Annotated in this window: 13 protein-coding genes; 7 read left to right on the top strand and 6 right to left on the bottom strand. The window is 50.3% G+C overall.

The features are described from left to right. Positions 1 to 263: 263 nt before the first annotated feature. The 5 genes from PsW74_RS10590 (at position 264) to PsW74_RS10570 (ending at position 3316) form a co-directional block, all read left to right on the top strand. Entirely contained in the window at positions 264 to 746 is a 483-nt protein-coding gene (locus tag PsW74_RS10590; protein WP_244271790.1) for an NUDIX domain-containing protein, read from the top strand. A gap of 10 nt (positions 747 to 756) precedes the next feature. After that, positions 757 to 1767 carry an NAD(P)H-dependent glycerol-3-phosphate dehydrogenase gene (locus PsW74_RS10585; RefSeq protein ID WP_063290345.1) on the top strand — a complete coding sequence of 337 codons (1011 nt, stop codon included), beginning with the start codon at positions 757 to 759 and terminating at the stop codon, positions 1765 to 1767. A gap of 85 nt (positions 1768 to 1852) precedes the next feature. Continuing rightward, a complete protein-coding gene (locus PsW74_RS10580; RefSeq protein WP_057461912.1) occupies positions 1853 to 2143 on the top strand; it encodes a YciI family protein in 291 nt (96 codons plus the stop codon). A gap of 83 nt (positions 2144 to 2226) precedes the next feature. Then, positions 2227 to 2655 carry an EVE domain-containing protein gene (locus PsW74_RS10575; RefSeq protein ID WP_057461924.1) on the top strand — a complete coding sequence of 143 codons (429 nt, stop codon included), beginning with the start codon at positions 2227 to 2229 and terminating at the stop codon, positions 2653 to 2655. 7 nt (positions 2656 to 2662) lie between these two features. Next, positions 2663 to 3316 (top strand): 50S ribosomal protein L11 methyltransferase, encoded by a 654-nt coding sequence (locus tag PsW74_RS10570; RefSeq protein WP_063290346.1) that lies wholly within the window; start codon positions 2663 to 2665, stop codon positions 3314 to 3316. Positions 3317 to 3331: 15 nt separating this feature from the next. On the opposite strand, the gene PsW74_RS10565 is transcribed toward PsW74_RS10570, so the two are convergent. Continuing rightward, positions 3332 to 3697: a hypothetical protein gene (locus PsW74_RS10565; RefSeq protein ID WP_063290347.1), complete on the bottom strand. Its 366-nt coding sequence runs from the start codon at positions 3695 to 3697 to the stop codon at positions 3332 to 3334. Between the two features lie 239 nt (positions 3698 to 3936). Between PsW74_RS10565 and PsW74_RS10560 the strand changes: the two genes are divergently transcribed. After that, complete coding sequence (locus tag PsW74_RS10560; protein ID WP_063290348.1) at positions 3937 to 5109, top strand: M20 aminoacylase family protein; 1173 nt, start codon at positions 3937 to 3939, stop codon at positions 5107 to 5109. A gap of 74 nt (positions 5110 to 5183) precedes the next feature. Then, positions 5184 to 6134, top strand: coding sequence for a threonine/serine dehydratase (locus PsW74_RS10555; RefSeq protein WP_063290349.1), 951 nt, complete (start codon positions 5184 to 5186; stop codon positions 6132 to 6134). Between the two features lie 45 nt (positions 6135 to 6179). On the opposite strand, the gene PsW74_RS10550 is transcribed toward PsW74_RS10555, so the two are convergent. From PsW74_RS10550 to PsW74_RS10530, 5 genes are all read right to left on the bottom strand, one after another. Continuing rightward, entirely contained in the window at positions 6180 to 6911 is a 732-nt protein-coding gene (locus PsW74_RS10550; RefSeq protein WP_063290350.1) for an amino acid ABC transporter ATP-binding protein, read from the bottom strand. Further along, the gene (locus PsW74_RS10545) at positions 6908 to 7582 is read right to left on the bottom strand and encodes an amino acid ABC transporter permease (RefSeq protein WP_057465115.1); all 675 of its coding nucleotides are present in this window, start codon (positions 7580 to 7582) and stop codon (positions 6908 to 6910) included. Before PsW74_RS10545 ends, PsW74_RS10550 begins: the two co-directional genes overlap by 4 nt. A 128-nt stretch (positions 7583 to 7710) precedes the next feature. Further along, positions 7711 to 8457, bottom strand: a complete 747-nt coding sequence (locus tag PsW74_RS10540) for an amino acid ABC transporter substrate-binding protein (RefSeq protein ID WP_057465114.1) — start codon at positions 8455 to 8457, stop codon at positions 7711 to 7713. A gap of 371 nt (positions 8458 to 8828) precedes the next feature. Next, the gene (locus PsW74_RS10535) at positions 8829 to 9521 is read right to left on the bottom strand and encodes a TenA family protein (RefSeq protein ID WP_063290351.1); all 693 of its coding nucleotides are present in this window, start codon (positions 9519 to 9521) and stop codon (positions 8829 to 8831) included. Positions 9522 to 9796: 275 nt separating this feature from the next. Continuing rightward, positions 9797 to 10246: a GNAT family N-acetyltransferase gene (locus PsW74_RS10530; RefSeq protein WP_208987933.1), complete on the bottom strand. Its 450-nt coding sequence runs from the start codon at positions 10244 to 10246 to the stop codon at positions 9797 to 9799. Between the last annotated feature and the right edge of the window lie 277 nt (positions 10247 to 10523).

Genomic DNA, 10523 nt, shown 5'->3' with positions numbered 1-10523 from the left:
CTTGTTTCATACAAAAACGCCCGGGCAAGGCGAGCAGCCAATGCCGAAGAAACTAATTTACTTACAATGCGCAGGCACTGCCTGCTCGCCTTGCTCACACCCGAACTTTCGGGGCATTCCGTTCCACGCTGCAGGTAAAACCATGCGGCGCTAAAGCGCGTGTCATGCTGCTTATTATGTGCAAACTGCTATAACGCCTTGCTTGCAACAAACTCCTGCAAATAACATCTGCCAAATTCAAACAACATTGATTTGATTGATTCATGGTGGAAACGACATTGCAGCCTCGGCACAAAGCCTACGTCTACATGACCTGCGGCACACATCTTCTCGTTTTTGACGAACCGGAAACCGACATCGCAGGCACATTGCAGGTGCCAGGTGGAACACTGGATCCCGGCGAAAGCTATCTACAGGCCGCCAAACGCGAGTTTGAAGAAGAAACCGGTCTGAGTGTTTCCGGCGCACTCGAACAATTTACAGGGCATGACTTCCTGTATGACGATGCCCTCACCTCAGGTCCGGAGCTACACCGCCGCAAATTTTTCCATCTCAAAATTCAGGAAAAAGCAAAGCAGACTTGGGATCATTACGAAATGAGCCCAAATGACGGTGGAGATCCTATCCTCTTTCGCTTCTTCTGGGTTGATTTGGCAGACAACGAAACTAAGTCCAAGCTAACAATGCACGGAGGGTTCGATATCCCTCTTGAGCAACTGTGTGAACGACTGAACATCACCCAATAAGGAAAACAACATGACCACTGCTCTAAACAAGATCGCTGTAATTGGCGGAGGATCTTGGGGAACTGCGCTCGCCTTGGCAGCCGCAAGAGCAGGTCGGGAAGTCTCCTTATGGGCCCGCGATGCGGAAACCATCGCCGCAATAAACGCCAGCAAACAGAACCCGAAATACCTGCCCGGCATCGAGTGGACAGAGCAAATCACCGCAACCGGCATCCTCAAGCATGCTGTCAGCGGTGCTGACGCGCTCCTACTCGTCACCCCGGCACAAACAACACGGGCGATGACAGGAGCGATCAAGCCGTTTCTAAAGCCAGCAACACCAATCGTTCTCTGCGCAAAAGGCATCGAGCAATCAACCGGCCAGCTCCTGTCTGAGGTGATCAAGTCCGTGGCGCCTGATGCCATCCCGGCAGCGCTGTCCGGCCCAAGCTTCGCACATGACGTGGCAAAGGGCTTGCCAACAGCCGTCACAATCGCGGCTGAAGACGGTGCAGTAGCAGATCAGCTTTCCGCAGCACTCGCCTCAAACAGCTTCCGCCCCTATGCAACTGATGATCTCATCGGCGTGCAAATTGGTGGAGCCCTCAAAAACGTGCTCGCAATCGCATGCGGCGCAGCGGTCGGCTATGGCCTCGGCGCCAGCGCACAGGCAGCTTTGACGGCCCGTGGCTTCGCAGAACTGACCCGCCTCGGCATGGCACTGAATGCCAGAAGCGAAACGCTCACAGGCTTGTCTGGTCTTGGTGATCTGGTCCTCACATGTTCCTCAACCCAATCACGAAATTTTGCCTTCGGCTTAAAGATCGGACAGGGTAGAACACCGCAGGAATTGGTCGCACCGGGACAAAAGCTTGCAGAAGGCGCTCACTCCGCTAATATCGCGGTCGCCTTGGCAGCCGAACATGGTGTCGACATGCCAATTGCAAACACCGTGTCACAAATCGTAGCTGGGAAAATCGACGTCGCACAGGCTTTGAGCGACTTAATGACGCGCCCCCTCAAACGAGAGACACACCCCTAGTAGAATCCTTTTAAGCTAGGAATTGCCTGGTTGTATATCAGGGATCAAATGGTTAGGTTGAAAACCTGCTACTGGAGTATCCAATATGCTGTACGCTCTCATCTGCACTGATAAGGCGCATTCTGAAGACCTTCGCCAGAAAACACGACAAGACCATCTCGATTTTCTCAAGGGTCTTGGTGATCGCTTGAAGGCAGCTGGTCCTTTTATGTGTGATGACCTCGTATCTCCGACGGGTTCGCTGGTCTTGGTAGAAGCTGCGAACAGGGACGAGGCATTGGCAGTAGCTAATGAAGATCCTTATTCACTCGCAGGCCTCTTTGAATCTGTTGAGATCCGTCCTTGGAACTGGGTAATTAAGAACCCAGAAGCCTAATTTTGTTGTAAGTATTACAACACGTCAATTCTGGAGCACCAGTCTCTCATTGTAGGCAGGTGCTCTTTTTAATGGAGGCAAAGTTGCAATACTGGCTGTTCAAATCCGAACCTAACAAGTGGTCTTGGGATCATCAAAAAGCCAAGGGCGAAGAAGGCGAAGAGTGGGACGGCGTACGCAACTATCAGGCCCGCAACTTCATGCGCGACATGAAGATCGGAGACCGGGGCTTCTTCTACCATTCCAACATCGGCAAAGAAGTTGTCGGCATCGTAGAGGTCTGCGCGCTCGCACACCCGGATTCCACAACCGATGACCCACGCTGGGAATGCGTAGACATCAAAGCCGTCAAAGACCTTCCGCAGACAGTAACACTGGCGCAAGTGAAGGCCGAAGAACGCCTCTCCGATATGGCCCTAGTGACTTCCATGCGCCTTTCTGTTCAGCCGGTAAAACCGGAAGAATGGGCCGTGGTTCTGGAAATGGCAGGAATGGACCCATCTGAGGTCTAATCTCACGATGAAAATTACGGACCGGCGCGCTTTTATTTTGGAACAGACACGGCAACACCCTGTTCCTCATGCGCCGTCCATATTCCTTCACCTGGCAGACGAAAGCGTCGATCTCTGGCGCATGGGTGAAGAGGAGCTTGAAGAGCGCGGAGTCCCCTCACCATTCTGGGCATTTGCATGGGCAGGCGGACAAGCACTGGCACGCTACGTTCTCGACAATCCCGAGACTGTTAAGGACAAACACATCCTCGACTTCGCCAGCAGCTCAGGCCTCGTCGCTATCGCCGCAATGAAAGCCGGAGCAGCCTCAGCTATCGCAGCAGACATCGATCTCTTCGCTGCAGATGCCGCACTTATCAACGCAAACCTGAATCAGGTTACAATTCAAGTCAGCACTAAAGACCTTCTGGGAAGCTCTCTTGGTAATTACGACCTGATTTGCTGCGGCGATGTCTTTTACGACCCGGATATGACCACAAGGGTTCTTAGTTGGCTAGACACCAGTCCTAAGGAAAAACCAATTCCGGTTTTGGTAGGAGACCCTCGACGCTCCTATTTCCCAACCTCACGTCTCACCCACCTGCAAACCTATGAAATTCCAGTACAGCGAGAGCTGGAAGACAACGAGACAAAAAAGACACCCGTCTACGCGTTTTCTTGACTCTCTGAGTATCAATTACCGGCTAGGTCGGCTCATTTCCTCAAAGAACCGAGCAAGCGATTCCACATTCGCATCGGTTTTATAGGGGGATGTCAAAGCACACTCGACAATCACATTCCGCTTATCAATCTGAAGCGAGAAATCACTGGTCAGCGGCCACATACTCCAACTGTCCCGCAAGGAGTTGTAACGCAAAGAAGTCCCGAACAGACCACCATTCACGAGAAGATTGATCGAGACATTGCGTCGAAAATCAAAAGGACCAGTTTCAAACTCGGCTTTGGCAGGCAAAAGGCTGGTGTATCGATTGGCTTTGTTGAGAAACATCCATTGCTGTTTCTCCTCTGTGACATTCCGAAAAACACTCCGATAGATCGCCATACTGCCTCACCGCTGTTGAAGTTGAACAAACTGCAATATGTGACCTGACGTCAGCGATAACTTAGCGTGATTAAGCTGTCCTTGGGTTAGTTAAGGAGCCACATTGGCAGTTCATTTAATTTTACTCAACTGACCCTTTTGCGATTGATTTGCTCTTGCAATATTTCACTGCACTGGGCCAAAGTGAGGTTCATTTTCTAATCTCAATAAGAATCCGAAGTATTTGAGGGAGCACTCCGATGCCAACCATTAATCGTCTTGCAGAAATGCACGATGAAATCACCGCTTGGCGCCGTGATTTTCATGAACATCCTGAAGTTCTTTATGAGACACACCGGACATCAGCAAAAGTAGCCGAAATTCTGAAAGAGATCGGTGTTGATGAAGTCACCACAGGTGTTGGCCGCACAGGCGTAGTTGGTGTTATCAAAGGCCGCAACGGCGGCGCTGGCAAATCCATCGCCCTTCGCGCTGACATGGATGCCCTTCCAATGGCCGAAGAAACCGGCAAGGAATACGCATCCAAAAACGAAGGCGCAATGCACGCATGTGGTCACGATGGCCACACCGCAATGCTGTTGGGTACAGCGAAATATCTTGCCGAGACCCGCAACTTCGACGGCACAGTCATTCTCGTATTCCAACCAGCTGAAGAAGGCGGCGCTGGCGCAAAAGCAATGATGGACGACGGCTTGTTTACCCGTTGGAACGTTGACGAGATCTACGGCCTGCATAACCAGCCAGGCACTCCGATTGACCACTTCGCAACCCGCTCTGGCCCACTGATGGCATCCACCGATGAGTTCACCATCACAGTCAAAGGCGTCGGCGGCCACGCAGCATACCCACACAACACAATCGATCCTGTGGTGGTTGGCTCACAGATCGTCTCTGCGCTGCAGTCCATCGCATCCCGCAATGTTGGACCACTGCAGTCTATCGTAATCTCTGTGACTTTCTTCCAGGCTGGCACTGCATACAATATCATTCCAGACACAGCGAAACTGGGTGGTACCATCCGCACATTGGATCAGGATGTCCGCAAGCAAGCTGCTCAACGCGTGAAGCAAGTTGTTGAAGGCGTTTGTGCCGCAAACGGCGCTGGCGTGGACTACGATTTTGCAGATGGCTACCCATCCACATCAAACCATCCGGATCAGACCAAATTCGCAACCCAGATCGCTGCTGAAATTGCTGGCAGCGCAGACAAAGTTGATGAAAACATCGACCCAACCATGGGCGGCGAGGACTTTGCTTACTACCTGGAAGAAAAGCCGGGTGCTTTCATCTTCCTTGGAAACGGAGAGTCTGCTGGACTGCACCATCCGAAATATGACTTCAACGATGAAGCTATTCCATATGGCTGTTCCTATTTCATTAAATTGATTGAAACTGCAATGCCAGCAACCTAAAGTGCACATTGCAATTTTCGAAGCCTCGGATTTTTCCGGGGCTTCTCTATATATTAAATATTCAGGCCATTACCGTGCAGATATCAAAGCAAGCCATTGAAGTCGCTCATAAACGAATTCAAAAATACATTCGCAAAACTCCGTCTATTGTGAGCGGTAACGGCACTTTTGGCCTGAAGTACTCCATTTCTTTGAAACTGGAACACCTGCAGCATTCAGGTTCCTTCAAAGCCCGTGGAGCATTCAACTCATTACTAAACAACTCAATCCCGGAAGCTGGCATAGCAGCAGCCTCAGGTGGCAATCACGGTGCTGCCGTTGCCTGTGCAGCTCATGCACTTGGCAAGAAAGCCAAGATCTTTGTCCCTGAGATCTCCAATCCAGCGAAGATCGATAAGATCCGCAGCTTCGGCGCGGACGTCCATGTCGAAGGTGCCGCCTATGCGGATGCTGCAGCACTCTGCACCCGCTACCAGCAGCAAACCGGCGCAATTGATATTCATCCATTCGACGCCATAGATACAATCAACGGTCAGGGCACCGTAGCATTAGAATGGGCAGAACAAAGCTCAGACCTGGATACCATCCTTGTGGCTGTCGGCGGCGGAGGCCTCGCAGCAGGTGTTGCAAGCTACTATGCAAACAGCCCCACCAAAGTCATTGCCATAGAGCCATTTGGTTCCTGCTCCATGAACGCAGCGCTTAAAGCCGGCGAGCCAGTTGATGTCGAACTGGACAGCATCGCAGCCAACGCACTTGGTGCAAAGCGATGCGGCACCTTCCCGTTTGAGGTCGCAAGAAACCACATCGCAGAATCCATCCTTGTCGAGGATGACGCCATTCTCGCCGCGCAACGCCGGCTCTGGAGAGAGATGCAGCTCGTCGTCGAACCAGGCGGCGCAACGGCACTGGCAGCTCTGATCTCCGGTGCATACAAGCCAGAAGAAGGCGAGCGCATCGGTGTCTTATTGTGTGGTGGTAACGCTGAACTCATTCAGGTCAACAACACCCTGTCCGGTCGATAAAAGAAAAGCGGTACATCCATAAGAAGGTACCGCTCTCGAAACTCTCTAAAGAACTTTCCGCAAGAAACTGCGCGTTCTTGGATCATCTGGGCTCGTGAAGATCTTCTCAGGTGGGCCCTGCTCAACAATGCGCCCGCCTTCCATAAACAGAACACGATCAGCGATCTCTTTTGCAAATGCCATCTCATGGGTCACGATCAACATCGTCTGATGAGCCTGCGCAACGCGGGTAAGCAGCTGCAGCACTTCATCAACCCACTCAGGATCAAGCGCAGAGGTTGGCTCATCAACCAGCATCAGCTCTGAGTTGCTCGCCATCGCCCGGCCAATACCAACACGCTGCTGTTGACCACCAGAAAGAGACGCAGGATAAGCATCTGTTTTATCTGCCAGACCGATGTCCCGTAGAATTTCATCCGCCCGCTCAAACGCAGTCTCTTTGGCTTCACCACGAACGGTGATCAAGCCTTCAGCAATATTCTCACGTGCTGTCTTGTTGGCAAACAGAGCATAGTTCTGGAACACAAAAGCTGTCCTCAAACGCATCTCTTTGATCTGCGCGGAATTCGCCTTTTGAACATCAATGCTTTTGCCATCAAGAACATACTCACCCTGCTCTGGTGTCTCAAGGAAGTTGAGACAACGCAGCAAAGTGGATTTACCAGTCCCGGACGGACCAATAATGGCGATGCGTTCGCCTTTTTTGATATCCAGGTCGATCCCGTTCAACACAGGGACACCATTATAGATTTTTGTGAGCCCGCGGATCTGGATCATCTGGAAACAGCCTTTGAAAGTCGATTTTCAATCTGGGTCTGAACGAAAGCAAGGCTCTCAACCACAGCCCAATAAATAACGGCAACGACAATAAACGTCTCGAAGTACAGGAAGCTTCCTGCTGCTTCTTTCTGCGCAGCACCCATCAATTCAGTCACACCAAGCGTAAAGGCCAGACTGGTGCTTTTGATCAGATCGATGAAGTAGTTAATCAGCGTTGGCGCAGCAACACGCGCGGCTTGCGGTAGAATAATCCGGCGCATCATCTGACCAGTAGACATACCAATCGACTTTGCTGCTTCCCATTGGCTACGGTCTACACCCAGGATCGCTGCACGGATACTCTCAGCCATATAAGCGGAGAAGTGCAGAGTCAGACCGATAATCGCAGCTGAAACCCCATCAATCGCAGTGAGGAACGAAAACAGCTGCGGCAAACCGTAGTAGAACAAAAACAGCTGCACCAGCAGCGGCGTTCCACGAAAGAAGCTGATAAAGAGCCGCGTGATTGCATCCAAGACAGGAAAGCGCACCACGCGGATAATTGCAAACAGCGATGCAAGTATAAGCGCCAAAATCATGGACACACTTGCCATACCCAAGGTTAGGGGTAAGTACTTTAAAAGGATCGGCAAAAGGCCGAGCATGTAGTCCAGATCTAAGGCGCGCATAATCAGTTCTTATTATTAGAGCATGCCCTCGAACGACGGGAGTAAATTCCCGAAGGCATGAAAAAGGAAAAGCAGTTCCACCAAAGATTCTTAGATGCGAACTGCTTTACTAATTCTGAACGGACAGCTTAGTCAGCTTTGGTGATGTCCGCTCCAAACCACTTGTCGGAGATCTCAGCCAGCTTGCCTGAAGCCTTCAGTTCGTCGATTGCAACATCTACCTTAGCAGCCAAAGCTTTACCATCTTCATCAGTACGGAACGGCATTGCGTTGCGAATTTCAGAGAATGGAGCACCAGCCAGCGCCAGTGGCAACGGAGTTTCTTTGATCACCTGAGTTGCACTGATGCGGTCATGAATAAACGCATCAACACGGCCAAGTGCGGTATCCTGGGCCAGATTGCTTTCATAGGTGCGGATGTCAATTTCATCAGCAAACGGCAAACCGCGCAGAAGCTCTTCAAAGTTGGAACCAAGGTTTACAGCAACGCTTTTGCCTTTGAGGTCTTCAACGCCACCGATTTCTTCGTTGCCAGCTTTCACAACAACCTGCGCACCGTCATAAACGTATGGCTGGGAGAAGGTGAACTTGGCTTCACGCTCAGGTGTAATGGTGATCTGGTTTGCAATAGTATCAATGCGACCAGCTTCCAAAGCGCCAATCAGACCGGAGAAGCTCATGGTAACGAATTCAACTTCATCACCAGTCTGCTTAGCAATCGCACGAGCAACGTCAACTTCAAAGCCCTGCAGAACATCTTGCTTAACAAATGTGAATGGGAAATACCCACCAGACATGCCCACACGGATTGTTTCAGCCTGAGCAGGAACAGCCACGAGAAGGGCAAGTGCAGCAACAGTAGAACGAGAGAACATAATCTATTCCTGATTACTATTATTTTGTTGAGCTCGTTCTATCAGAATGAGGAAAATTTTCTACAATTAGCGAAGCTGTGAGCTTATTTAAATCAAATAAACTACCAATACTGGAATTTATTAGAATTAGATGCCACAGAATCTCACTTGCATAAAAAATACTTCCTATAAGGCGTACCGAGACAAAATCTCATTTGAGAACACCTTGTCATTTTCTGCAATTTTCCAGCAATATCACGGAGATGTTACAGGTAAAACGTGCAATTACCCCTAGTTTTTAGCCAATACGTATAACTAGGGACCTCCCCCTTTGAAAAAAAATGCTCCCCGTAAAACAGAGAGCATTTCTGGTCCAGATCTGAAGCCTTTTGTCAGTTCACCATATCGAAGAACTCTGCTTCAAGCTCACACATATGAGTAAAGCTCTCTGAGATCTCGCTTTGGCGCTTCACGCGTTCCTCTTCGCCAATCGAGTTCACTTCCCGCTTAATCCACTCAATGAACTCTCCAAACTCATCGGTCGCCAGAAACGCAACCCACTCAGCAAGGTAGAACCGCTCAGGTCGTGGCTTGGCAGCTTCCCGATGGCCCCATTCGCGATAGATCCACTCCGAAGCCAGCAATGTTGCCATGCCATCAACGTAGTGACCTTTGCCAGCTGTCGACAACAGCGTTGCGCCAATTGCCCGGGTAATCGTATTGGGCTTTGCAGCCTCATAAACCTCAGGCGCGATGCCCAGTTCTTTAAAGGTGCGCTGAAAATAGCCCAGTTCATTAGAAGTCAGTTGCTGTGCAAAGCCAGACAACCGTGCTTTAGCAGCCATTGTCGGCGCCTTGGCAATCAGGAATCCAAGCGCAGACGCTAAGTCCTGAATGTAGTGGTAATCCTCCAACAAGTAACGGGTGAACACCTCGGCACTCACTGTGTCGTTGCCAACAGCACTGGTAAACGGGTGATTGATCGCCTTATTCCAAGCAGGTCCTGCAGATTTCACAAGCCAATCCGTAAAGGTCTCATCCGTATGAGTGATCTTGTAGTTGGCATAACTTGCAGTGTTCAGCATTCTCGTGTGCCTCCCAACACATTGTCCTGAAGCGCATCCTCCTAAAAGTGGTTCGGATATTCCCAAAAAGGACACGCATGGCAAAAACGCTAAGAGCAGGAAGCGTCAATCTTGAGAAACGCAAAGTGCTCTGGCTTACATCTACTTCGAACAATGCCACTCAGAGTTACGCTGCACTAGACGGAAATCACCGTATATGCCCCCTGCAATTTTAGGGGTATCATCTCGGGCCCGTCGTACTGCACCACACTGCACCCTCTACTTTGGCGGGAAACCTAAGCCTTCCACTCATACAAAATATCTGGTGCACCTTCTTCATTCTCTGAACCGCTTGTCCGCTTCACTTCCTTAAACCCATGCACTTCGTAAAATGCTCTCGCATCCACATTCTCAACAAAGCACATAAGCTTCAGATTTCCGGAAGAGTGAGCTTTTGCTTGGTCTAAGAGCTTTGTACCAACGCCCTTCCGCAGGTGCCGCGGATCCAGATAAAGCTGTTCTACCCAGTCATCTTTGGTGGCCATCATACCTATGATTTGCTCATCTCCCATGACTATTGTCAGTTCATTCTCTTTAAAAACAATATTCTGAAAGAACCAAAGATCTTCTTCTGGTGTGTGCAGTCTAGGTATAAATGAAAGGCATCTGTCTCGCGAATACCGGTACATACGAGCGACCTCAGGCAATTCATCATACTGCGCAGCTCTAATTTCAAGTGTCTGCATATTACCCCCATAATTTGGCAAAACCTAGCATAACCTTAGCGTAAAGTACCCCTGCAAACACCAGTAGCACCACATGGCGTTCCATGCAGTGGTAGAGTTAGGTTTCCCGAAGATCGGGAGGAGCAAGGCGGCAGGTGGTGCCTGCGCAGTGTGAGTAAGTTAGTTTCTTCGGCATCAGCTATCGCCTTGCCCAGGCTTTCTTGTAATGAACAACCTCGCCTCTTTTGCCTATAAGGCACGATAGCCGGTTTCCCGGAAAGAAAGTGGCTTATCCAGA

The sequence above is a fragment of the Pseudovibrio sp. W74 genome, assembly GCF_001623085.1.
GTDB lineage: Bacteria > Pseudomonadota > Alphaproteobacteria > Rhizobiales > Stappiaceae > Pseudovibrio.
This window is presented reverse-complemented; position numbering and strand designations above follow the sequence as displayed.

Excerpts from the sequence above, each read along its gene's own strand:
- PsW74_RS10590 (WP_244271790.1), top strand. The coding sequence starts at position 264 with ATGGTGGAAACGACATTGCAGCCTCGGCACAAAGCCTACGTCTACATG.
- PsW74_RS10585 (WP_063290345.1), top strand. The coding sequence starts at position 757 with ATGACCACTGCTCTAAACAAGATCGCTGTAATTGGCGGAGGATCTTGG.
- PsW74_RS10580 (WP_057461912.1), top strand. The coding sequence starts at position 1,853 with ATGCTGTACGCTCTCATCTGCACTGATAAGGCGCATTCTGAAGACCTT.
- PsW74_RS10570 (WP_063290346.1), top strand. The coding sequence starts at position 2,663 with ATGAAAATTACGGACCGGCGCGCTTTTATTTTGGAACAGACACGGCAA.
- PsW74_RS10565 (WP_063290347.1), bottom strand. The coding sequence starts at position 3,697 with ATGGCGATCTATCGGAGTGTTTTTCGGAATGTCACAGAGGAGAAACAG.
- PsW74_RS10560 (WP_063290348.1), top strand. The coding sequence starts at position 3,937 with ATGCCAACCATTAATCGTCTTGCAGAAATGCACGATGAAATCACCGCT.
- PsW74_RS10550 (WP_063290350.1), bottom strand. The coding sequence starts at position 6,911 with ATGATCCAGATCCGCGGGCTCACAAAAATCTATAATGGTGTCCCTGTG.
- PsW74_RS10545 (WP_057465115.1), bottom strand. The coding sequence starts at position 7,582 with ATGCGCGCCTTAGATCTGGACTACATGCTCGGCCTTTTGCCGATCCTT.
- PsW74_RS10540 (WP_057465114.1), bottom strand. The coding sequence starts at position 8,457 with ATGTTCTCTCGTTCTACTGTTGCTGCACTTGCCCTTCTCGTGGCTGTT.
- PsW74_RS10535 (WP_063290351.1), bottom strand. The coding sequence starts at position 9,521 with ATGCTGAACACTGCAAGTTATGCCAACTACAAGATCACTCATACGGAT.
- PsW74_RS10530 (WP_208987933.1), bottom strand. The coding sequence starts at position 10,246 with ATGCAGACACTTGAAATTAGAGCTGCGCAGTATGATGAATTGCCTGAG.